General features: G+C 59.0%; 19 protein-coding genes. 9 read left to right on the top strand and 10 right to left on the bottom strand.

Going from position 1 to position 21,602, the window contains the following annotated elements:
- The first annotated feature begins 35 nt into the window (after positions 1 to 35).
- On the top strand, positions 36 to 527 hold the full coding sequence (locus tag GSQ91_RS22650; RefSeq protein ID WP_254064833.1) for a metal-dependent transcriptional regulator: 492 nt from the start codon (positions 36 to 38) through the stop codon (positions 525 to 527).
- A 99-nt stretch (positions 528 to 626) separates the two neighbouring features.
- Here GSQ91_RS22650 and GSQ91_RS22645 read toward each other — a convergent pair whose 3' ends face one another.
- Positions 627 to 2,405: a DUF885 family protein gene (locus GSQ91_RS22645; protein ID WP_158824028.1), complete on the bottom strand. Its 1,779-nt coding sequence runs from the start codon at positions 2,403 to 2,405 to the stop codon at positions 627 to 629.
- A 167-nt stretch (positions 2,406 to 2,572) separates the two neighbouring features.
- Between GSQ91_RS22645 and GSQ91_RS22640 the strand changes: the two genes are divergently transcribed.
- On the top strand, positions 2,573 to 3,490 hold the full coding sequence (locus GSQ91_RS22640) for an alpha/beta hydrolase (RefSeq protein WP_158824027.1): 918 nt from the start codon (positions 2,573 to 2,575) through the stop codon (positions 3,488 to 3,490).
- A 15-nt stretch (positions 3,491 to 3,505) separates the two neighbouring features.
- Positions 3,506 to 4,183 (top strand): ROK family protein, encoded by a 678-nt coding sequence (locus GSQ91_RS22635; RefSeq protein ID WP_158824026.1) that lies wholly within the window; start codon positions 3,506 to 3,508, stop codon positions 4,181 to 4,183.
- A gap of 351 nt (positions 4,184 to 4,534) precedes the next feature.
- On the opposite strand, the gene GSQ91_RS22630 is transcribed toward GSQ91_RS22635, so the two are convergent.
- Together GSQ91_RS22630 and hemC are read right to left on the bottom strand one after the other, a co-directional pair.
- Entirely contained in the window at positions 4,535 to 4,957 is a 423-nt protein-coding gene (locus tag GSQ91_RS22630; RefSeq protein WP_158824025.1) for a MerC domain-containing protein, read from the bottom strand.
- A 403-nt stretch (positions 4,958 to 5,360) separates the two neighbouring features.
- Positions 5,361 to 6,347, bottom strand: a complete 987-nt coding sequence (gene hemC, locus GSQ91_RS22625; protein WP_158824024.1) for a hydroxymethylbilane synthase — start codon at positions 6,345 to 6,347, stop codon at positions 5,361 to 5,363.
- Positions 6,348 to 6,442: 95 nt separating this feature from the next.
- Between hemC and GSQ91_RS22620 the strand changes: the two genes are divergently transcribed.
- Complete coding sequence (locus GSQ91_RS22620) at positions 6,443 to 7,114, top strand: epimerase (RefSeq protein ID WP_158824023.1); 672 nt, start codon at positions 6,443 to 6,445, stop codon at positions 7,112 to 7,114.
- Between the two features lie 169 nt (positions 7,115 to 7,283).
- Here GSQ91_RS22620 and hemA read toward each other — a convergent pair whose 3' ends face one another.
- The 3 genes from hemA to GSQ91_RS22605 form a co-directional block, all read right to left on the bottom strand.
- On the bottom strand, positions 7,284 to 8,561 hold the full coding sequence (gene hemA, locus GSQ91_RS22615) for a glutamyl-tRNA reductase (RefSeq protein WP_158824022.1): 1,278 nt from the start codon (positions 8,559 to 8,561) through the stop codon (positions 7,284 to 7,286).
- Entirely contained in the window at positions 8,558 to 9,373 is an 816-nt protein-coding gene (ccsA, locus tag GSQ91_RS22610) for a cytochrome c biogenesis protein CcsA (RefSeq protein WP_158824021.1), read from the bottom strand. The genes hemA and ccsA overlap by 4 nt, the downstream gene beginning before the upstream one ends.
- A 124-nt stretch (positions 9,374 to 9,497) precedes the next feature.
- The gene (locus tag GSQ91_RS22605) at positions 9,498 to 9,740 is read right to left on the bottom strand and encodes a hypothetical protein (RefSeq protein ID WP_158824020.1); all 243 of its coding nucleotides are present in this window, start codon (positions 9,738 to 9,740) and stop codon (positions 9,498 to 9,500) included.
- Between the two features lie 135 nt (positions 9,741 to 9,875).
- Between GSQ91_RS22605 and mutS the strand changes: the two genes are divergently transcribed.
- Genes mutS through GSQ91_RS22590 form a run of 3 tightly spaced genes read left to right on the top strand, consistent with a single transcriptional unit; the run spans position 9,876 to position 15,360 of the window.
- Positions 9,876 to 12,629: a DNA mismatch repair protein MutS gene (gene mutS, locus GSQ91_RS22600; RefSeq protein ID WP_158824019.1), complete on the top strand. Its 2,754-nt coding sequence runs from the start codon at positions 9,876 to 9,878 to the stop codon at positions 12,627 to 12,629.
- A complete protein-coding gene (locus GSQ91_RS22595) occupies positions 12,626 to 13,834 on the top strand; it encodes an anhydro-N-acetylmuramic acid kinase (RefSeq protein WP_158824018.1) in 1,209 nt (402 codons plus the stop codon). Before mutS ends, GSQ91_RS22595 begins: the two co-directional genes overlap by 4 nt.
- A complete protein-coding gene (locus GSQ91_RS22590) occupies positions 13,831 to 15,360 on the top strand; it encodes an ABC transporter substrate-binding protein (RefSeq protein WP_158824017.1) in 1,530 nt (509 codons plus the stop codon). The genes GSQ91_RS22595 and GSQ91_RS22590 overlap by 4 nt, the downstream gene beginning before the upstream one ends.
- A 54-nt stretch (positions 15,361 to 15,414) precedes the next feature.
- Here GSQ91_RS22590 and GSQ91_RS22585 read toward each other — a convergent pair whose 3' ends face one another.
- Positions 15,415 to 16,092 (bottom strand): CerR family C-terminal domain-containing protein, encoded by a 678-nt coding sequence (locus GSQ91_RS22585; protein WP_158824016.1) that lies wholly within the window; start codon positions 16,090 to 16,092, stop codon positions 15,415 to 15,417.
- 117 nt (positions 16,093 to 16,209) lie between these two features.
- On the opposite strand from GSQ91_RS22585, the gene GSQ91_RS22580 reads away from it, so the two are divergent.
- Positions 16,210 to 17,796, top strand: coding sequence for a DHA2 family efflux MFS transporter permease subunit (locus tag GSQ91_RS22580; RefSeq protein ID WP_158824015.1), 1,587 nt, complete (start codon positions 16,210 to 16,212; stop codon positions 17,794 to 17,796).
- A 446-nt stretch (positions 17,797 to 18,242) separates the two neighbouring features.
- On the opposite strand, the gene GSQ91_RS22575 is transcribed toward GSQ91_RS22580, so the two are convergent.
- Genes GSQ91_RS22575 through GSQ91_RS22565 form a run of 3 tightly spaced genes read right to left on the bottom strand, consistent with a single transcriptional unit; the run spans position 18,243 to position 19,727 of the window.
- Complete coding sequence (locus tag GSQ91_RS22575) at positions 18,243 to 18,695, bottom strand: zinc ribbon domain-containing protein (protein ID WP_158824564.1); 453 nt, start codon at positions 18,693 to 18,695, stop codon at positions 18,243 to 18,245.
- Positions 18,692 to 19,168, bottom strand: a complete 477-nt coding sequence (locus GSQ91_RS22570) for a hypothetical protein (protein WP_158824014.1) — start codon at positions 19,166 to 19,168, stop codon at positions 18,692 to 18,694. Before GSQ91_RS22570 ends, GSQ91_RS22575 begins: the two co-directional genes overlap by 4 nt.
- Positions 19,158 to 19,727 (bottom strand): RNA polymerase sigma factor, encoded by a 570-nt coding sequence (locus GSQ91_RS22565; protein ID WP_254064831.1) that lies wholly within the window; start codon positions 19,725 to 19,727, stop codon positions 19,158 to 19,160. Before GSQ91_RS22565 ends, GSQ91_RS22570 begins: the two co-directional genes overlap by 11 nt.
- 453 nt (positions 19,728 to 20,180) lie before the next feature.
- Between GSQ91_RS22565 and GSQ91_RS22560 the strand changes: the two genes are divergently transcribed.
- A complete protein-coding gene (locus GSQ91_RS22560; protein ID WP_158824012.1) occupies positions 20,181 to 21,167 on the top strand; it encodes a hypothetical protein in 987 nt (328 codons plus the stop codon).
- Positions 21,168 to 21,602 lie beyond the last annotated feature (435 nt).

Genomic DNA, 21,602 nt, shown 5'->3' with positions numbered 1-21,602 from the left:
TATGCCGCGATAGAATGCAAGCGGACGATATGCCAGTGGCGATCAAAGAATCCGCAGCGGTACCGAGGCCTCGCGAGAGCGAGTCGGTGGACGACTATCTCAAGGCCATCTACACGCTGAGCGGTGACACTCAGCGGCGTGTGGGCAGCAAAGAGCTTGCCGACCGGCTCTCCGTAGCGCCTGCGTCAGTGACCAACATGCTGCAGCGGCTGGCTGCTGCCCAGGACTCGCTGCTGCTGTACGAACGCCACCACGGCGTGGTGCTCAGCCCTGCGGGACGGAAGCGCGCGCTGGAGCTGGTGCGGCATCATCGACTGATCGAGACGTTTCTGTACGAGGTGCTGGGGTACGAGGTGGACGAGCTCCACGAAGAGGCCGAGCGGCTGGAGCACTTTATCTCCGAGAAGTTCGAAGAGCGCATGGCGGCCAAGCTGGGCAATCCCAAGGCCGACCCGCATGGGCATTGCATTCCGGCGATGGATGGGACGATGCCGAAGCAGCATCGGGTGTCCTGCACTTGCGAGTGACGGCGCCTTGGTTGCTTCGGTAATGCACGTACCCGCAAAATACAGGGGTTTCTCCGCTCCCGTTGGTCGGTCGAAATGACAGGCCTTTTTTGAGGGCGGTCAATGCGATCGGCTATCCGTCTGAGCGGTAACTCGATTTACTGGCTCCTCGGCGGCCATCCAGGCCTCTACATGGACTCGCAATTCGCTGAGAGGAACCACGCCCTCTTCGAGAAGAGCCTTGTTGAAGCGACGCAGGTCGAAGCTGCTTCCCAACCTGGTCTTTGCTTCCTCTCGCAACCTCTTGATCTCAAGACCTCCGGAGTCATACGAGGTTAGTTGTCCTGGCATGACGGCGATACGGTCGACGTAGTCGTTTGCTTCCTCGGCAGTGAAGCGGCCAGAGGCCACGATGTAGTCGATTGCCTGTTGCCGGGTCCAGTGAAAGGCGTGCAGTCCCGGATCGACGACCATGCCACGCGCCGGCCACAGGCGACGCATGATCGCAGCGTCTTCGGTGTCGTAGATCCCCGCCTCTTCCCCCATTGCCTCCGCATAACGAGCCCAGCCCTCTGTGTAGGCTGCATAGTCGACAAGCTTAGACAGTTTCGTCGGCGGTTGAAGCTCCTGAGCCAGTGCTTTTTGCAGGTAGTGGCCGGGCGTCGTTTCGTGGACTGTAACAATCTCCGCTTCAGCGCGGGTCTGCGTCTTCCAATTGCTGAGGTTGATCAGGTACACCGCGGGCCTGGCCGGATTGGGTTCCTGCTGAAAGCGCGACCCAACGCCTGCGGACTCCTCGAAAGATGAGAGCGACCGGATGACGACGTCCTGCTTTGGCATCTGGCTGATCAGGGAGGCTCCCGTCTTATGCTTGGTTCTTTCCAGAAAATCACGCGAGAACGCCAGCATGTCTTCCCGGGACTGGAAGTGCTCAGCAGGTTTGCTCTTGATCGCGGCAAGGATGGCAGCGAGATCGGAGCTATGAAACTGCCTCTCGCCGATCTTCTGCACATCGAGCACGTTTGCATTCACTGTCTTCTGGCCGAGATCGAAGACCTCTCTGGGTGTTCGTGCCAGCGTCGTATTCGCGCGCAAGAAAGCCTGGTAACAAGCCGTGCCGTTCGGCAGATCCGATATGGCCACACCTTCTCGCGCTTTGGGCAGATACTCTACCTGCAGGTAATCACGGTAGGCTCGCAGCGCCGAATTAATCTGCTCCTGGATGAGCTGCCGGAAGGATGCCTGGAAGGCCGAATCTCCACTGCGCTGGGCCGGAGAGAAGAAGGGCGACTTCTCGGGATCGGCAGTGGCCATATCGTCCATCTGTTGGATGACCCTGCGGACTACCGACTGCGGGGCAGAGTACCCTTGCGCGAGGCCAAGCTTCAGATTGGCAATCTCTACCTGAATGTATCGAGGCAGGCCGGCCCATCGCTGCAGAGCCTGTCTTCGATCCTCCGCCGAGGAGACGGGCTGTCGCTCTGCGACTTCAGCAAAGCTCGATTGCCATCCATCGAAGTGGTTCACGTTCCATAGTTCGGTTCTGCAGACCCGCAACTGCAGATTCGCTTCCAGCTGTTCCCGCAGGTTCGCATAGGTCGCACGTGCGTTGGAAGATAGGCCGTGAACGTTGATCCCGTGCAGCTCACGCAGATCGTGCCGTTGCTGCTCGTCGAGTGCTGCCAAGGCTCGGGGTGTGCGATCGGCGAAGCGGCTATTGTCCGTCGTCGGAAGGCCGGTTGTGTAAGAAAGGGTTGGATCGTAGGCGAGTTGCTGATCCACAAAGCGGTCCGCTAGATGGCTCAGCTTTGCCTCCGCGGTCTGAGCGCGTTCCTGAGCAGCGGCCACACCGCAAGCAAGCAGGACGATTGAAGCCCTGAGTAGATTGCCAGAGTTCATGTCTCACGATATCAAGTCCAGGGAACGCGTTTCGCACGATATCTCACACCGGGTTGAGCAAGAATAGGGCCTAAGGGACGCACAATCTGATTTTCGGACAGCTCATGAATCACTACACTGATTGCTGCTGAAACCAAGCGTATTTAGCAGGAGTTTTGGAGGACTGAATGAAGGTCGTAAAGCGCTGGTGGAAGCTTGTTTTGGTCGCTATTGTCGTAATTTTCCTCGGGATGTGGGGATACCAGCTCGTTGCCGTGCGTGGCACCTTTGCGCCCTCGCGGCCTGCGTCCACGGCCGGTGGGAGTGCTCTCCTCGTAGGCACGACGGATCACCGCATTGCAGGACGGGTCTATCTGACCGGAACGCCGGACCCGGCGGCACCACTGGTGGTCGTGCTGCACGGCGATGCCCCTTTTGTGAATCCGAGATATCAGTATGCGTTCGCGTCGGATGTGGCGAATGCTGCTCCGGGGACGCGTGTGGCTGCGCTGTTGAGGCCGGGTTATGGCGATCCCTATGGAGCGAAATCAGATGGGGATAGAGGATTTTCTTCCGGCGAGAACTACACCCCCGAGGTTGTGAACGACGTTGCGGCCGCTATTCAAGACCTTAAATCGCAGTGGGGAGCGTCCAGCGTCATCCTGATAGGGCACTCCGGCGGTGCGGCGGTCACGGCCAACGTGGCGGCGCTCCATCCAGGCCTGGTGCAGCATGCTTTTCTGGTCGGCTGTCCTTGCGATGTTCCTGCGTTCCGACAGCACATGGCGCACGCGCAGTGGGCTCCGCTGTGGCTGCTTCCCGTGCATAGCCTCTCGCCCCTGCAGACGCTGGACCAGATGCAGCACGGAACAGAGGTAACCGCCATCTCCGGAGCCGACGACCCCATTACTCTGCCGCAGTATGCACAAGCCTATGTCGCGAAGGCCAAGGGGCAAGGAATATCCGCCTCAATGATCGAGATTCCGAATAAGGGGCACGAGATTTTGAACGAGCCTGAGGTCGTCAGCGAGGTTGCCAAGGCTGCGCGCAGCTACAGACCGAGCAGCTCAGACACGGGAAAGAGCAGTGCAGGCGCGAGCAACTGATACTATTTTCCCCACATGAGAGTTTTGGTAATCGACATAGGCGGCACGAATGTAAAGGTGGCATCGACGGATGCTCCTGTTCCCATCAAGATCCCTTCCGGGCCGGCAATGACCGCGGAGAGCATGTGCACTCAGGTGCTGGCTGCGACCAAGAAGTGGCGCTACGACCGCATATCCATTGGGTATCCGGGCCCTGTGGTGAACCATCGCCCGATTGCCGAGCCGCACAACCTGGGCGCAGGATGGGTGAAGTTCGACTACGACAAGGCCTTCGGCAAGCCACTCCGCTTTATCAACGACGCGGCGATGCAGGCGCTCGGCGGCTACAAGAGCGGACGCATGCTATTTATCGGCACAGGGACCGGGCTGGGATCGGCGATGGTGCTGGATGGCGTTGTCGTGCCGCTGGAGCTCGCGCATCTTCCCTACAAGAAAGGCCGCACGTATGAGCAGTACATCGGGCTGGCCGGACTGGAACATCGCGGCAAGAAGCGCTGGCGTCAATCGGTGCTCAATATCATCGAACTGCTGCGAGCGGCGATGGTTTGCGATAACGTGTTGCTGGGCGGTGGCAATGCCAAGCTGATGAAAGATCTTCCGCAGCATATTGTGCTGGGATCCAATGAGAACGCTGTCAAAGGTGGGTTCAGGCTGTGGGAAGAGATGACGGCGAAGCAGGCGGCCAAGCTGTAGAGATCTGCTCACTCCTGACGGTTTGGGTCGCGTCCCCAATTGTGTGCCGCGTTCTTCTTGAACCTACCTCTACGTTGTCATCTCGACCGGAGGTGGCGCATTTTGCCGCCGTAGCGGAGAGACCCGCAGGTTGTCCGCGCAGGCGGTTGTACCTGCATAGGCAAGCTGCAGGTCTTGATGCAGAGCGCGCCACAAACATTCGCATCGCGCTCTGCAACATGCAGGTCTCTCCACTACGCCCAACGATAACGCCATTGGGCTTGCACCCCAGCGAACAAAGAACTCGTTCGCCGGGGACCCCGCACTTCGGTCGAGATGACAGGTTTGTGGTGGGAATTTAAAAACCCCGCCCTATCGTCTGGTGCAGGCGCAGTCCTTGCAAAAGGTGTGGTTCAGGCGATGAGCTGAGATCATCAGGACACTGCCGAGAAAGGTGATTCCCACCTCAGCCCAGTGGGCAGGCAGGTGATCGCCCTGATATGCAGCGAAGAAGATACAGGCTAACCCAGCGGCCATCAGGCCAATCACGCGGGCTCGCCGATGCGCTCGAAAGCCCCGGATAAGCGCGATAGCACCGACAAATGCAATGAACACTGCAAGCGAGCGATGCGTCCGCTCCTCGGAGGGGAGAAAGTGTGCGAAGACTGCTGACATCGAGAGAAGGATAGGCGTGAGTAGACAGTGGACGATGCACAGTGCCGAGGCCCAGATTCCCATACGGTCAGCCCATATTGCCGGGGCCGGTTTGTTTGCGATTTCAAGTTGGAGTTCCATCAGGCTCTATTCTATCGAGAATGCGTTCTCGACAGCAATATCGTTGGATGGTCCACAGAAACGCGAAATGCATCCACCTTGGGTCGAGTGGCAAAGGATATCGAGCGTTGTAAGCGCAGCCTATCGTGCAGCCGCGATATCCCGCCCCTTTGGGGCTGGGTCTGTGCCACCCGAGGCTCTGATGTAGGGGCTTGACCCTTTGCAGGTAATTTTTAGTCAATACGGGGACGCAGAGCAACGTGCAACAAAGAGCGTAGCTGAAGGCCCTCGCATCGGTGCAACGACCAAATGCGGGGGTCCTTCAGCTACGCTTCAGGGTGACGGCGAAAAACAAACAACGACTAAAAACAGACAACAGCGAGAAACAAACAGCGGCGAGAAACAAACAACGGCAAAAACAAGGCTACGCGGCTGCAGATTCCTGTAGGAGTTCCAGGGCGCCGCGGGCGGTGAGTTCGGCGGCGACAGCGGCTCCCAGTTCGCACGGCGACATATCGAGCCGTGCGCGCTGCACGAAGTGGACGACCTGCTCGCCGTCAGGCGAGACGACCATCGCGTGCAAGTGCCTTTGTTCGTCCGCCGTGTGGCAGAACGCGCCGACTGGAAGCTGGCAGCCTCCACCGAGTGCGTGCAACACGGTACGCTCGGCCTGGGTGGCGTACTCGGTGGCGGGATCGTTGAGCGCGCGGATGGCGGCATGGATCGCGGGGTCGCGAGTAGGGTCCTCGGTGTCGAGCGGATGCAAGGGACATCGGGTCTCGAGGGCGAGCGCTCCCTGGCCAGGCGCGGGGGTCAGTTCGTCGACCGAGAAGCGCTGGTGAACGTTCTCGGTGCGGCCGATGCGGTCGAGCCCGGCGCTGGCGAGCACCAGGGCGTCGGCCTGGCCCTCCGACCATTTGCGCAGGCGTGTGTCGATGTTGCCGCGCATCTCGACGAACTCCAGATCGGGGCGCAGGGCCAGCAGCATTGCCTGGCGGCGTGGGCTGTTGGTGCCGATACGCGAGCCCATAGGCAGCATGTGCAGTCCCCAGTGGTCTTCGCAGACGAAGGCGTCGCGAGCGTCAGCGCGAGGAGGGATAGCCGCGAGGGTGAAGCGCGGGTCGAGCGTGGTGGGGAGATCTTTGAGCGAGTGCACCGCTAGGTCGATCTTGCCGGCGGCAAGTGCGTCTTCGATCTCCTTGATGAAGATGCCCTTGGCGTCGAGTGCGGTGCCGTCGGGAAAGGTGGCGGGGGCGACGAAGGAGGCGTCCTGCATGCGGTCGCCGACCGTGCGGATGACTTCGATCTCGACCGCATGGCCGCGCTCACGGAGCTGTGCGGCGATGTGGTTGGCCTGCCAGAGCGCGAGCTGCGAGCCGCGCGAACCGATTCGGATAGTTGGGGTAGTCACAGATCTAGGATACGCCGGGCAAGCGTGCAATACCTTCACGCATGCTGACTTGCGAGAAATTGCATCTCGCCTCATAACGGTCCAGTCTGATAACCATGCGAGTGATTCTTTTTGGCGGTTCCGGCATGGTGGGGCAAGGCGTTCTGCGCGAGTGCATCGAGGATGCCAAGGTGGAGCGTGTGCTGCTCGTGGTGCGCAAGACGATGGGTGTTACCTCGGCCAAGGTTGAGGAGTTGGCACATGAGAACTTCTTCGATTGGAGTGGCGTCGAAGAACGCTTTGACGGGTATGATGCCTGCTTCTTCTGCCTGGGGGTCTCTTCGGTCGGCATGAAAGAGGCTGACTATCGCCGGACGACGTACGATCTCACGCTTGGCGTTGCGGAGATACTGGCACAGCGTGGGAGCTTGAGGACGTTTGTGTATGTCTCTGGTGCAGGCACCGATAGCACCGAAAAGGGCCGCAGCATGTGGGCGAGGGTGAAGGGTGCGACCGAGAATGCTCTGCTACGCCTGCCATTTGCACGGGTCTTCTGCTTTCGTCCCGGATATATTCAGCCGATGCATGGGGTGCGTTCGAAGGTGGGTTGGTACAACGGTATCTATGCGGCGCTGTCGTGGGCGTATCCGCTGATAAGGCGCGTTGCTCCGGGTATGGCGACGAGCACAGAGGAGCTTGGCCGCGCGATGATTGCGGTGGCTCGGAATGGGTATCCGAAGAGGGTGCTGGAGACGCGGGATTTTCGGATGGCGGCGTTGCAGGGGTAGGCCAAGTACCGGAGCCAGATTCTTGATGAGGATTTGGAGCGACGATACGTACGTCATACGTGAAATAGAGAGGGGCGGGAGCGGTCGCCCTTTGGGCGATACCCACCTTAGCCGCGCAAAAAGCGCGCGTCGAAGATGGGGCACCCGGTTTAGAGGTGGGGTACCCGGTTTATTCGTCGGGATCGGGGGTGTTTGCTGCTTCGCGCAGGGCTGCAATCTGCGGGTGCAGGAGCTTGGCGGTGAGCGACTTTGTCAGGGCGTCGATGGCGGCTAGCTGCTCTGGGGTGAGCGGCTGTGGTGAGAGACGCTGGGCGGTGCGGGCGAGCTCTTGCTGACGCAGGGTTTCGGCGTCGAGCAGAAGCTGTTTGATGGCTTCCGTCGCGGGTGCTTGGGCGAGGCGTTCGCCGTAGCGCTCGACCTCGCGGCTTACGATGGACTCCGCGGCTTCGGCCTCACGGCTGCGGACGGCCTGGTTCTGCGCGGCGACCTGTTGAAGGTCATCCATGTCGTAGACGAAGCAGCCTTCGAGATTGTTGATCTCGGGCGCGACGTCGCGGGGCACGGCGATGTCGATGAAGAAGATTGGGCGGTTGCGGCGTCGGTGCAACAACGCGCGGGCGTGGGCAGGGGTAAAGACGTGTCCCGCACCGGTGCTGGTGATGACGATGTCGGCGCGGTGCGACTGCTCGTGGAGCTGATCGAACGGGATGACGCCGGTGGTGATGGCGGGCGTGCGCAGCGAGTCGGCGATCTTTTCGGCGCGGGCTTCGGTGCGGTTCGAGACCAGCAGCGTCGTCGCGCCCTGCTGGATGAGGTGGCGTGCGGCCAGGTCGCTCATCTTGCCGGCACCGACGATCAGAACCGTCTTGCCGCTGAGCGAGCCGAAGATCTTGCGCGCAAGTTCAGCAGCCACTGAGGCGATGGAGACGGTTGAGCTGCCGATCTGTGTCTCCGTGCGCACCTTCTTGGCGACGGAGAACGCGCGCTGCAATAGGGGGTCGAGCGTGGATTTGACCGCTCCAACCTCGCGCGCTACTGTCCACGATTCCTTGACCTGGCCGAGGATCTGCGGCTCTCCTACGACCATGGAATCGAGGGAGCTGGCCACGCGAAAGAGGTGCCGAATCGCTTCGCGCTCGCGGAACTCGTAGACGTGCGGCTCGATCTCGTTGGCGGGAAGGTTGAGGTAGTCGTGCAGAAAGCGCAGCATGCCCATAGGCGGCACGGCTGCTGCGACTACATCGTCCTGCACGGTCAGCAGCTCGACGCGGTTGCAGGTGGAAAGAATGAGCGCTTCGCGCACGCCGGGCTGGTGGGCGAGCGTCCGCGTCGCATCCGCCAGGCGTGACACAGGAATGGCGAGGCGCTCGCGCACATCGAGCGGCGCGGTCGTGTGGTTCACGCCGAGCAGCAGCAAAGAGCCCGAATTTTTCTTAAGCTCGCTCATGGCGCCTTGAACCTGTGTACGGCGGAGAGCTGATTCGCCGCCCACACCGCGAGCACGACCAGGAAGACGAAGCTGGACAGGTACACTGCTCGGCGGCCACGCAGGCCGCTGTGGCGACGGATGAAGATCATCAGCATGTACGCGACCCACATCGCGAAGGAGAGCAGCACCTTGGGGTCGGCGAAGAATGTCGGGCCAATGGTCTGCAGCGCGATAACCGAACCAATCAGCAGGCCTGCGGTCATGCAGGGCAGGCCGAAGAGGAGCGACTTCAGCGCGATCTGGTCGGTGGTTTCGAGCGGAGGCAGCCATGTAGGTTGCTGGCTGGCGCGTTTCTGCTTCAGCAGGCGCTCCTGGATGAGATACAACAGGCTCGCGATGAGCGAGAGAAATAACGCCGCGTAGGCCGCCAGCAGGAGCGCCACGTGCAGGAATAGCCAAATAGTGCCGACGAAGGGATAGGCGATGGTCTCGTGCCCGGGCCGGAAGGCGGGAACGATGGTCAGCAGCACGGCGACCGGCAGCAGGAAGATGCCGAATGACACCGTGCGGTATCTGGCCGCCAGCAGAAGAAACGCAGCGGCCAGCAGAAGGCCGAGCATGGAGAGGGTCTCGTGCGTGTCCACCGGCAGGGCGCGGTGGGCGGCATAGAAGGTTTCGGCGATGGAGACGAAGTGGAAGAATGCTCCGGCGAGTGCCGCAGGGACTGCCACATGGCGCCAGCGCGGCCGGTTATAGAGGGCCGCGGGCAGCACCGCAAGCGCGGCTATGCCGTAGAGAAGAGCCGCGACTCGGAGCCAGAGGAGAGACATTCGACAGTGACGCAGCGAAGGATTTGCCGCGATAGTCCAGTATAGCTGGCGGAAGGGGTGCTACCCAACGTTGAAGCCTCAGCGATGGCGACTGGGGATTCCCAGAATAACTGGCGGAAGGGGGCTACCCAGCTGAGCGGTTGGTGTCGTAGGCCACGCTCTGCTCCAGATAGGCCTGCAGTTTGCCTTCGATGAGGCTGAGCGGCAGGAGGTTGGGGCGGTCGACGATCTCGATGGTCAGCTTGCCGTCGGCGTGCGCGTAGGTTGCGGTAATGCCGTCTTTGGTGAGCGTGCCGGAGGTCCCCACAAGGTCGATGCCGTTGTTGCGAAGCCGCACTGCGGCGGCGGCATATTGCGCGTCGGACATGGGAATCTGGATCATTCCTGTCAGTGTAGACGGAAAACGCGAAACAGACATCTCGTTTTTGGGATGGATCGTTGGGTTGAGAACAAGAAATGCTCAGGCCTGGTATCCGGTATTCTGACCTTTCCTGTATTAACGATGACAACGACCAACGAAATCGCGAACGAAGCTGGACTAACACCAGTGATGCGGCAGTACCGCGCTGCCAAAGATGCACACCCCGACGCTCTGCTCTTCTTCCGGCTTGGGGATTTCTACGAGCTGTTCTATGAAGACGCTATTGTGGCTGCGCGCGAGCTGCAACTGACCCTGACTTCGCGCGACAAGACGAAGTCCGTGCCTATGTGCGGCGTACCGTACCACTCGGCGGGGACGTATCTGCAGCGATTGCTGCGGCTCGGCTATCGGGTGGCGCTGTGCGAACAGATGGAGGACCCCAAGGCGACCAAAACCATCGTTCGCCGCGAGGTTACGCGCGTGCTCACGCCTGGGACAGCGCTTGATCCGACGTTGGCTGCGAGTGAGAGCCAGTGGCTAGCGAGCGTCGCCGGAGTCGGTGCGGGGAGTGTGGGTGTTGCGGCTATCGACCTCTCGACCGGCGAGTTCTGTGCGACCGAGTTTGGCGGGGCGAATGCCTGGGCGCTGGCGCTGGATGAACTGGCGCGGCTGCGGCCAGCGGAGTTGATCTTTGCCCGAGGCGCTGGCGGCTTCGGGGCCAAGACAACGCAGAGCGTGCGACAGACTTCTCTGCGGGAAAATAACCCAGCTGATTTACATAAAAGCGAGGACGTTGAAGCGAAGGAAGAGTCCGCAACCTCCGATATCGGCGGCGCGCGGACCGAAGTAGAAGAGTGGGTCTTCACCGAGGATTATGCTGTGCCGCTGCTGCGGCAGCAGCTTCGGGTGCACTCGCTCGATGGACTGGGGTTGGCTAACCATGCCGCGGCGGCAGTTGCTGCGGGCGGAATTGTGCACTATCTGCGCACGACCAAGCAGGGTGCACTGGAGCATCTCGACACCCTGCGCTTTTACGAGAAGCGGGATTGCCTGGAGCTCGATGCTGTAAGCGTGCGCAATCTCGAGCTCGTCGATCCGCTGTTCAGCAGTGAAGGTCCGCGGACGACGCTTTTCTACACGCTGGACGCCTGCTGTACGCCGATGGGCAAGCGCCTGCTGCGTGCGCAGTTGCTGCGACCGATGCAGTCACTTGCGGAGATCAATGAACGCCTCGATGCCGTTGCGGAGGCTGCCAGCGACATCCGCCGACGCGAGGGTCTGCGGCGAGCGATGGATGGCGTGCTCGACCTTGAACGATTGCTGGGCCGTGTGTCGCTGGACTCCGCTGGGCCGCGTGAGGTCGTTGGGCTTGGCGCCACGCTGGCGCGGCTGCCGGGACTGCGCGCTGTGGTTGCAGAGTTTGCCGCAACATCGCCGTCGGGCCGCTGGGCGTTTCTTGCCGCCAAACTCGATACGCTCGACGACCTGAGCGAGATGATCGTGCGCACGCTGGTCGACGAGCCTCCGGTTTCACTGAGCGATGGCGGGGCTATTCGAGAGGGCGTCGATGCGGAGCTGGATGAGCTGCGCGGGCTTTCGACGAGCGGCCGCCAGCGCATTGCCGCCATTGAAGAACGTGAGCGGGCGCGTACCGGCATCGGCTCGCTGAAGGTGCGGTTTAACTCTGTCTTCGGTTATTACCTCGAGGTTACCAAGGCGAATGCCAAGTCGGTACCCGCCGACTACGAGCGCAAGCAGACGCTGGTGAATGCCGAGCGCTTCACCACGCCGGAACTGAAAGAGCTTGAGACAAAGATTCTCACCGCGCAGGAACGCTCCGGTGAAATCGAACGCAAGATCTTCGCGGAGCTGCGGCGTCAGCTTCTGACGAATGCCACACGGGTTCGCGAGACCGCGCGGCGCGTGGCGGAGATTGACCTGCTGGGCTGCTTCGCGCATCTTGCGGCGATGCGCGACTGGGTGAGACCACAGGTCGATGCGAGTGAGGTGCTGGAGTTTGTTGCGGCGCGGCATCCCGTCGTTGAACAGAGATTGGAAGAGAGCGGGGGTGGGCGGTTCATTCCGAACTCGTTGCATCTGGAAGCCCTCGGGGGTGAGGCCCATGGCCCTTCCCTGCTGCTGATCACCGGGCCGAACATGGGTGGTAAAAGTACGTATCTGCGTCAGGCAGCGCTGTTAGTCATCATGGCGCAGTGCGGCTGCTTTGTGCCCGCAGAGCGCATGCGGCTGGGCCTGGTCGACCGCGTCTATACCCGAATCGGCGCAAGCGACAATGTGGCACGTGGGCGTTCGACCTTTATGGTCGAGATGACGGAGACGGCCGCCATCCTTAACACAGCGACGGCGCGTTCGCTGGTGCTGCTCGACGAGATGGGGCGAGGTACCGCGACCTATGACGGCCTCTCACTCGCGTGGTCGACGGTTGAGCATCTGCACAATGAGATCGGAGCTCGGACGTTGTTCGCGACGCATTATCACGAGCTCACGCTGCTCGCAGACCGGCTGGCGCGCCTGCAGAACGTCCGTGTCACTGTGCGCGAGAGCGGCGGTGGCATCGTCTTTCTGCATACCGTCGAAGCGGGCGCGGCCAACAAGAGCTATGGCATCGAAGTAGCGCGGCTCGCGGGACTTCCTGGGGCTGTGATTGAACGCGCGCGGCAGGTGTTGCGCGTGCACGAGCGCGCCGAGTCGCAACAGGTGCGCGAGGCAGCCCCTGTTGCCGAGCGTGAGGCTTCGATGCAGATGACCATGTTCACGCCACTGTCGCAGCGAATCGTCGACCGCATCGAGCAGACCGACGTGGATGGACTGACGCCTCGTGAGGCGCTTCAACTGATTGCAGAGTTGCAACGTGAGTTGAAAGGCGGCGGATGAAAAGGCAGGGATTAGAGGGCAAAGCGGTAAAGGCCCTGACCATTGCGGGTGTGATGAGTGGGACCTCAGCCGATGGTGTCGATGTTGCGATCTGCCGTATCTCGCCTGCATTGCGTAAGGGTGGTGCGCCGCGCGTGAAGGTGCTGGGACATCGTTCGTTTGCCTACGATGCCAAACTGCGCACTGCGGTGCTCGCGGCGATGGATGCAAAACAGACGAGCGCGGCGGAGCTCACGCGGCTTTCATGGCGGCTTGGTGCTGTATATGCGGAGTGTGTTGCGGTTACGGCCCGCGAACTGAAGTTGAAACCGCAGCTTATTGCGTGCCATGGTCAGACGGTCTATCACCAGGGCACAGCAGCACCGTATCTTGGCCAACCGGTGCGGTGTACGTGGCAGATTGGCGAGCCGTCGTTGATCGCTGAGCGTCTGCGTGTGCCAGTGGTCAGTGATTTCCGTCCAGCGGATATGGCTGCCGGAGGACAAGGCGCACCGCTGGTGCCAATGCTGGACTTCTGCCTGTTTCGTCACGCGGCAAAGAACCGGCTGCTGCTCAACCTGGGCGGCATTGCCAACGTTACAGCGCTGCCGGCGGGTTGTTCCGTGGACGAGGTGTTGGCCTTCGATACAGGCCCGGCCAACATGATCGTCGATGCCTGCATGAAGCAACTCTATGGCCGCCGCTTCGACAAAGACGGCGCGGTCGGAGCGCGGGGCAAGGTTTTCGATAGCGTCGTTGCAACGCTGATGAAGGCGAGCTACTTCTCTGCCCCGCCGCCGAAGTCGTGCGGTCGTGAAGAGTATGGAGAGGCGTTCGTCACACGTTTCCTTGGATTGTGCGAGCGCGAAGGCGCGCGCAAACAGGATGTGATCGCGACGGCTACAGCCTTTACAGCGGAGACTATTCTCGACGCCTACCAGCGCTTCTGCCTTCCGCATCTCGGACAAAAAGCACACGCAACCGAGATGTTCGCCGCAGGCGGAGGGACACGCAACGCGACCCTGATGCGCAAGCTGCGCGAAGGCTTTGCGGCATTGGGGGTGCGGGTCGCAACCACGGAAGAGGAAGGGCTTGCTACGGAAGCCAAAGAGGCCGCGGCCTTCGCTCTGATGGGCTGGCTCACGTGGCATGGCCTATCGGGCAATGTACCTTCGGCTACGGGTGCGGAGCGTCCCGTCATCCTCGGAAGGATTTCGCTCGCATGAAGCGTCTTTGCTGGCTTTTAGCGATGGGAACATTGCTGCCGCTGGCTGCGTGTAACGAACATGCGTCGATGGATCGCGACACACTGCACTTCATTATCGAAAGCTCGCCAAACAACCTTGATGTGCGCCAGGGCACCGATGCGCAGAGCGAGCGTGTGGGCGAGTTGATCTATGACCCGCTGGTACGCAAGGATGACCACTCCAACCTTCAACCCTGGCTCGCAACCAGTTGGGAGCGGCCCGATCTGCTGACCTGGGTCTTTCATCTGCGCGGCGGCGTGCGTTTTCATGATGGGAAGCCGCTCACCGCTGACGATGTTGCATGGTCGATCCGCAGCATGACCAACGGTGCGTTGATCACCGCCAAGGGTGGGGCCTTTGCGAATGTAGCTGGCGTTGATGTCCGCGATCCGCTGACCGTGGTTGTACATACCCGTGAACCTGTTCCGAGCCTGCTCTTCAACCTGAGCGATGGGCTGTTCGGCGTCGTAGAAAAAGGCGCCGGGAGCGACGAAGGGTTGCATCCGGTGGGAACGGGGCCCTACAAGTTCGTCAGCCAAGTGCAAGACAAAGAGGTGGTCATCGAACGCAACCCGGAGTACTGGGCCGGGGCGCCGAAGATCGCGCGCGTGCGCTTCGAAATAATTCCCGACACCATCACCACGGCGCTGGAGATGAAGAAGGGCTCGGGCGATGTAGAGAGTAATGTCATTACGCCCGACATGGTCCATGCGCTGCAAGGGCTGCCGAATCTGCACACAGAGAGCGGTCCCAGTGCGTGGGTGATCTATGCCAATTTCAACGTGACGGACCCGGCACTGCGTGATCCGAGGGTCCGGCAGGCGATCGCTTGCGCGATCGATAAAGATGCGCTGATTGCGGCACTGTGGCGAGGACAGGCTCGCCCCGCAGAGACGCTGCTGCCTCCGGCCCACTGGGCTGCGGCAAGCGATGCAGCTCTGCCACAATATCCACATGACATAGCGCGCGCGCTTCGGCTGCTCGACGAAGCTGGATTGAAGCCGGACAAGAACGGGATCCGGCTGCGGTTCACGTTGAAGACCTCCACTGATGAGACAACACGGCTGGAGGCGCAGGCTATGCAGGAGGAGATGCGCGCGGCCGGTATCGAGCTGTCACTACGTTCGTCTGAGTTCGCCACGTTCTACTCGGACATCACCAAAGGCTCGTTCCAGATGTACATCCTGCGCTGGATCGGCTCGAACGAGGATCCGGATATCTTCCGCTATACCTCTGCGTCCAGCATGTTTCCGCCGAAGGGCGGTAATCGCGGGCACTACGCCAACGCACGTGTCGATGCCCTGTTGCAGGCGGCCAACGCCTCGACAGACCAGGATGTGCGGAGGCGTGCCTATATCGAAGTACAGCAGATTCTCGCCAACGATCTGCCCGCGATTCCGTTGTGGTACCCAAACAATGAAATCGTGCATTCGACACGGCTGACGAACGTGACGTTGAATCCTGGTGGCAGTTTCGATTTTCTGCGGACGGCGGAGCTGCGGTAGTTCTTCTGCAGATATATTCCGAGACGAAGGCGGTGGCTTTGAATGCATCCGCCTTCAATCGCCTTTCGGAAAAAGACGATAAAGATTGCTGCTCAGCATCTCAATGATCCGTTCGATCCGGGACGGAGTGAACTCCTCCCAACCCATAATATGCAGGCTGGAATGCCGGGCCGTGCGAAAGATCAGGATGCGTCCGACCAAGACCAGGGCTTCCAGCCTGACTTCTACGCACTTCACATGAAGGCCACGCAGATCCGCAATCAGCTTGGCCAGAGGCCCTACCAGGTACTGCTCGAGAACCCGGGTGATGGGCGTCAGTGCCGCAGAGGGATGCAGTTGCTCATGGACCATAAGACGGGCCCATTCAGGCCGGCTCTGGAGAATGGAGCGCGCATGAGTGCTCAGCAGATGGTCCAGGGCTTCTAACTTCTCCCGCTTGGTCGCATCCTTTTTGCTCAAAACGTCCATCGCCCTGGCAGACGCAGTCGCCAGGCGAGCCGTTATCTCTTCGGCAATGCTTGCCAGTACTGCCTGATAGATGCCTTCCTTCGATTCAAAGTGATGTGGGATCGAAGGAAGTGTGGTCTCGGCTTCCGCGGCGATGTCGCGGGTTGAAACCCCATCAAAGCCCCGTTCGCTGAAGAGCCTGGTTGCAGCCTCCAGCAGGCGCTTTTTGGTCTCTTCCCCGCGAGCCTGAACTTTCCGAATCTTATGCTGATCTTTTTCCATCATATCTATCGATTGATATATTTTACGCAAAACAGTCTGCGCCTCTTCAAGAAAGGTATCCCCCTAACCGCGCGGATGCAACGTAACTGAAGAAACTCCTCAAAAACGGACACCGACACAATGGACGAGATCTATACACCGAAGCACAATCCGTGGATCATCGCGATCACCGTGACGCTCGCTACGATCATGGAAGTACTGGATACCTCCATTGCAAATGTAGCGCTGCCCCATATTGCAGGCTCACTGGGAGCCTCCGCGGATGAGTCCACGTGGGTGATTACCTCTTACCTGGTGGCCAATGCGATCGTGCTGCCGCTGGGGGCGTATCTGGGGAGCATCATTGGCCGAAAGCGCTTTTACATGACCTGTGTGGTCATCTTCGGAGTCAGTTCTCTGTTGTGCGGGCTGGCTACATCTCTTCCCATGTTGCTCTTCTTTCGGGTGTTGCAGGGGCTTGGGGGTGGGGGCCTGCAACCGTCCGAGCAGTCGATCCTTGCCGATACGTTCCCTCCCGCAAAGCGAGGGCAAGCGTTTGCGCTTTACGGCCTAGCCGTCATCACGGCACCAATCATCGGGCCAACGCTGGGCGGATGGATCACGGACAACTACAACTGGCGATGGATCTTCTTCATCAATATCCCTATTGCCATACTGTCGCTCACGCTGACGCACCGCCTGGTGGAAGACACGCCTCGGATCAAGCGCGAAGTAGCGGAGGCAAAGCGCGGAGGCTTCCGATTGGACCTCATCGGCTTCGGCCTGGTTGCGCTTACCTTCGGCACCCTGGAAGTTGTGATGGACAAAGGCCAGGAGGACGATTGGTTTGCCTCGCACTTTATCGTGATCTTTAGCGTTATGTTCGTCATCGGGTTGCTCTCTCTTGTCGGCTGGGAGCTATGGCAGATTCATACAGGAAAACGCCCGATCCTCGATCTCCGATTATTCAAAAATCGAAACTTCGCGGTCTCGTTCCTGATGATGTTCATGCTGGGCCTGACCCTTTACGCTACAACCGTGCTGCTGCCTCAGTTCCTGCAGTCGTTGATGGGCTATACGGCCGAGATTGCTGGGATGGCCATGTCCGCCGGCGGCCTTGCAACCATTATCTGCATGCCTATCGTCGGCATCCTCATCTCCCGGATCGACGGACGTTATCTCATCATGTTTGGGTTCACGGCGTTAGCCGTGACCTTGTATCACATGACGACTCTCGATCTGCAGATGAGCTTCCGGTACGTCTCTTTTCTGCGCTTCTATCAGTCCATCGGTCTCGCCTTCCTCTTTGTCCCCATCAATACGCTCGCGTACGTGGGCATAGAGCCGGGCAAGAATAACGACGTCTCCGGACTGGCGAACCTGGCGCGCAATATCGGCGGCTCGGCCGGAACTTCCCTTTTTACAACGGTGCTTGCGCGGCATCAGCAGGTGCATCAGCAGTATCTTGCCGCGAACGTATATGGAAGCAGTCCTGCATGGCTGAATCAATATCACGCGCTCGTACAACAGTCTCTGCAGCACACGGCGTCTCTAGCAGATGCGCAACGGTTCGCGATGGGCCGTCTCTACCAGACGCTGCAGGCGCAAGCGAGCGTCCTCTCTTATATCGACGTCATCCTGATGCTTTCGCTCTTCTGCGCGTGCATGGTTCCGATGGCGTTGCTGTTAAAGAAACCGCCGAAGCATATGGAGGCAGCTGTCCACTAGGTGGTGACTGACAAATCGATGTATTTGTCGTTGCTGCTGCTCTTGGGAATAGCAGTGACCTTTAGGCCGCGGAAACAAGGTCCGACCAGAAAGGGCTTTAGAGGGTGCTGAAAAAGTCTAGCTTTGTGAGCAGTTAGAAATTGCTTCGAAATAACGACTCTCCAGAAGGCCCTACAAACGACGTTTGCGAAATCTTTGAGGGTTTTACATACGCAAAGTACACAGCAAAAATCGTCTTCAGTGAAGTCATCGACTTTTTCAGCAACCTCGTTCGCCCTTGGCCTCTTGCCAATGCCAACGAAAAGCCCAGGGCTAAAGCCCAAGAGAGATTTTGTCCTATTTCCGCGGCCTAAAGGCCGCTGCTACTCCGAAAGGCAAACGCAGTAACAAAATCACTATTAGCTGCTGAGTTGCCCATCGTAAGCCAGATTCACCCGTCTGTCCTTTCAACGGGTTTCGAGAACTGGACCGTCGGTTGAGGTCTGTGGGACCTGGGAGGTGCCGCACCAGGAGCAAAATCGCTGATAGGGCGAGACAGACATGCCGCAGTGGGTACAGATCGCGGTGATGGGCTGGCGCATGACAAAGTAGAGGAGAAATCCAAGCAAGTGGGGAAAGAAAATAACTGCTAAGACCCAAGGCACGGAACGCATAGCTCTCTGGCGTGCGTCGGCATAGACGAATCCAACACCCAGAAGCCAGACAGCCATAACGGAAGAGAAGAGCAACGCAACCCCACCAAAGAGTGACATGGTGCTCAATACCTCGCCTGCGCGAGCGCCTGCTCCAGCGGTCCATCCCCCTATCACCAAGGCAATCGAGACAGCAGCGCCAACAAGGACCAAAGCCCAGATCTGGATTGCTTTAGGCACAACACTCAAAAATGGACGATGTTTCATAAAGCCCTCTCTTTCTGCCGAGATAACAGCGGCAGTAGTAGAAACAGCAGCACAGGAGATAAGGAAGATACGATCCAGAAGTGCAGCAGCCCTTGCTGTACATGGACGTCCGTCACGTTGAAGAATGCAGCGATCAGACTGCGAAATTGGAGGTCGAGCAATGTTCCAGCAACTGTCAGAACGAAGGCACCGATGCAGGCGAACGCCCACCGCCGCCGGCTAAGCGGTGTAGCTCCGAGTTGTTGTGCACGCTGGCTGAGAGATGCGGAGACTTTCGCGTGAAGCAACGGATTCACTTCAAAGGAAAAACCGGCGAGAGTGGCGATAGCACGAGTGCTGCTATTGAGATACTCCTCGCATACAGCGCAGGACTGGAGGTGCTCGCGGAGAGCGCGATCCTCTTGGACTGGAGCGCCGGACGCAAGCGTCTCGTCGATCATTTGCTGAAAGAGTTTGTGATTGTCAGATTGCATGATTTCCTTTCTCTAACTGCACCCGTAACGTTGCGAGACCTCGATAGATTCTTGAAGCGACCGTAGAGACGGGAGCAGCGACGACGGAAGAGATTTCCTGTAGCGATAGATCTTCCTGAAAGCGAAGGACAAGCGCTTCGCGATAGACCGGATCAAGGGTCTGCATGGATAGGGCCAGCCGTTCGGCATCTTCGGTGCGTGCCGCAAGGGTGAAGGGGGACGGGTCATTTGAGGTGTGCGGTGCCGCACCGGCGTCCCACTCTTCGTCGTCACTCGAGTCCAGGCTAAAGGTTCGCCTCTTACGGGTTTGATCGATGGCGAGATTGCGCGCGACGGTGAAGAGCCAGGGTTCAAAGCGAGAGCATCCGTCGTAGGAGGAACCACGCTCGAGAACCCGCAGCCACGTTTCCTGTACCAGATCGTCGACGCCATCGCGTCTGCCCAGCAGATAGATGAGATAGCGAACAAGACGATACTGATACTGCTCGACGAGTGACTGCAGGAGCGCGACATCCCTATGGCGCAGCCCAAATGCGATTTGTTTCGTGTCGCTGTCCATTCTCGCAACCGTCGATATGTCTTGTTTGAACATACGCAGGGTATACGGATGGAGGCCGCAGGATTACGCAATAGCTTGCATTTGGCAACGAACGGTACTGATAAAGGCACATCTCGTCGTTCACTTCTGAATTGGGGCAGCCCAGAACTCATGCGAGCGCTTCCCGCTTGGAGCCTTATTGGCGGCAGCCGTTTGACGACTCTCGTCTGCTGCCAGGCGCCCTGCAAGAAATTTCACCCTGTCGTGCATGGTTCGTATGCACTAAACCCTTTATCGTTTGAGACATACGACATTCTTGAAAATATTTAAGCAATCTGACGCTTACAATGATATATTCCTACTAGTACGTATGTTTATAGATTTAGAACTTGGCCTCCCACGCTCAACTCTTTATCAAGTTTTATACCTACTAGTACGTATAAATATAGGCAGCCAGCCTCCCAAGGAATACTAATGCTCCGCCCTCTCCATGCAGGATTTGTACTATCCCTCATCGCAAGCTCTCTTTCTTTACCTGTTCCAGCGCAGGTAGCTCCCTCCCTTACGCAAGATTCGGCAGTCGTTCAGTCCTCTGGATGGAGTTCGACACACGCGGTCCATGTACTTGGCATGCCTGACGTAAAGGCTAAAGAGAACGGAACGTTAACCATTACTCCTCAACAGCTGAAGTTCACCGGTAGATCGGCGAATTCTGCCATCGACCTTTCCTCTATCGTGGCGCTTAGTGCCGGGAATGAGCGTGTAGAGCTTTGGGGGATCAAAGGGCGGCTGATGCGGATGGCGGTTCCCTATGGGGGCGGTGCGGCATTTGCCACCTTCATGCATCACCAACGAGACATGCTCACCGTGGAGTTCGTGGACAGTGTGGGCCGCTATCACGGGGCTGTGTTCTATCTGCCAGGCAACGAGGCTGAACAAGCCATTCACACTATCACTCCGCTTGCAGACGTGCGGCATGATGTATCGAATGTCCCCTGTTCCACTGCGAGAGTCGATCCAAATTCCATCCTGGTGAAGCAGCCTGCGTCTGGACAAATCGACTTCCCTGTAGCCTATCGAGTTCTTGTTTATGAGCACATCGTTGAGCGTTTGCATCAGGTTCCAGGCACTGAAGTCGATCGGGATGGGGTGACTGACGGTCGAGAGAACTGTTCCCAGTACACGATGCGGCTCTCCACGACAGCGTTCAAGCCTGGGAGCCAGGTGAAGCGCGCTTCGATGGGGCCTGTGGGATTCTTCGTTGGCGTAACCCAGATCACCCTGGACGTGGAGATTACAGACGGAAAAGGCACTACGTTAGTCCATGACCAGATCAAAGCCACTCAGCGCGGCGAGTCTGAAAGCATGAACGTAATCGACACACTGGCAAAGCAAGTCGTGAAGAAGTGGGCCAAGGCGCAAAAACAGCTACAGAAAGGTGCTGTCCTATCCCAAAGCTAACTTTTTGCCGGTCGGTCGCGTGGGAGATTCAGGCTTATTCCAATAATTCTGAAAACGGACTTTGGCATGACTCAAGCTCCATCGGGCCTGCAGATCGCGGGGATCCCCACACCGCGATCTGTTTAGGACCTCACCTTCGTCGCTTACCAATCCAGCGACTTTGGCAACAACGGAGAGAATATGGGTAGCAACTACGAACCGGACGAGACCTGTTATCTACGGAGCTTTGATTCCTATCAAGAGATGAAATACAAGTTCCAGTCCTTACGTTCGCTCATCTGTGACCTTCTCAAAACAAACCAAGAGCTTCGCAATGCGCTGCTTGAGGCAAAGAGCGACGCACATTGCAGCGAGAGGCCACAGTCACGCAATACGCCGAGATGATCGCTATATCGATCGGAGGCAAATCTTGTATCCCCGAGCCGAAGCAAAGCA

The sequence above is a fragment of the Granulicella sp. S156 genome (assembly GCF_009766105.1).
Lineage (GTDB): Bacteria > Acidobacteriota > Terriglobia > Terriglobales > Acidobacteriaceae > Granulicella.
This window is presented reverse-complemented; position numbering and strand designations above follow the sequence as displayed.

What these genes read in the sequence shown, in the direction of transcription:
- GSQ91_RS22565 (WP_254064831.1), bottom strand. Translation starts at nt 19,727, where the DNA reads ATGGACAGCGACACGAAACAAATCGCATTTGGGCTGCGCCATAGGGAT.
- GSQ91_RS22595 (WP_158824018.1), top strand. Translation starts at nt 12,626, where the DNA reads ATGAAAAGGCAGGGATTAGAGGGCAAAGCGGTAAAGGCCCTGACCATT.
- GSQ91_RS22580 (WP_158824015.1), top strand. Translation starts at nt 16,210, where the DNA reads ATGGACGAGATCTATACACCGAAGCACAATCCGTGGATCATCGCGATC.
- mutS (WP_158824019.1), top strand. Translation starts at nt 9,876, where the DNA reads ATGACAACGACCAACGAAATCGCGAACGAAGCTGGACTAACACCAGTG.
- GSQ91_RS22590 (WP_158824017.1), top strand. Translation starts at nt 13,831, where the DNA reads ATGAAGCGTCTTTGCTGGCTTTTAGCGATGGGAACATTGCTGCCGCTG.
- GSQ91_RS22585 (WP_158824016.1), bottom strand. Translation starts at nt 16,092, where the DNA reads ATGATGGAAAAAGATCAGCATAAGATTCGGAAAGTTCAGGCTCGCGGG.
- GSQ91_RS22605 (WP_158824020.1), bottom strand. Translation starts at nt 9,740, where the DNA reads ATGTCCGACGCGCAATATGCCGCCGCCGCAGTGCGGCTTCGCAACAAC.
- GSQ91_RS22630 (WP_158824025.1), bottom strand. Translation starts at nt 4,957, where the DNA reads ATGGAACTCCAACTTGAAATCGCAAACAAACCGGCCCCGGCAATATGG.
- GSQ91_RS22635 (WP_158824026.1), top strand. Translation starts at nt 3,506, where the DNA reads ATGAGAGTTTTGGTAATCGACATAGGCGGCACGAATGTAAAGGTGGCA.
- hemA (WP_158824022.1), bottom strand. Translation starts at nt 8,561, where the DNA reads ATGAGCGAGCTTAAGAAAAATTCGGGCTCTTTGCTGCTGCTCGGCGTG.
- GSQ91_RS22560 (WP_158824012.1), top strand. Translation starts at nt 20,181, where the DNA reads ATGCTCCGCCCTCTCCATGCAGGATTTGTACTATCCCTCATCGCAAGC.
- GSQ91_RS22570 (WP_158824014.1), bottom strand. Translation starts at nt 19,168, where the DNA reads ATGCAATCTGACAATCACAAACTCTTTCAGCAAATGATCGACGAGACG.
- ccsA (WP_158824021.1), bottom strand. Translation starts at nt 9,373, where the DNA reads ATGTCTCTCCTCTGGCTCCGAGTCGCGGCTCTTCTCTACGGCATAGCC.
- GSQ91_RS22645 (WP_158824028.1), bottom strand. Translation starts at nt 2,405, where the DNA reads ATGAACTCTGGCAATCTACTCAGGGCTTCAATCGTCCTGCTTGCTTGC.
- GSQ91_RS22575 (WP_158824564.1), bottom strand. Translation starts at nt 18,695, where the DNA reads ATGAAACATCGTCCATTTTTGAGTGTTGTGCCTAAAGCAATCCAGATC.
- GSQ91_RS22640 (WP_158824027.1), top strand. Translation starts at nt 2,573, where the DNA reads ATGAAGGTCGTAAAGCGCTGGTGGAAGCTTGTTTTGGTCGCTATTGTC.
- GSQ91_RS22620 (WP_158824023.1), top strand. Translation starts at nt 6,443, where the DNA reads ATGCGAGTGATTCTTTTTGGCGGTTCCGGCATGGTGGGGCAAGGCGTT.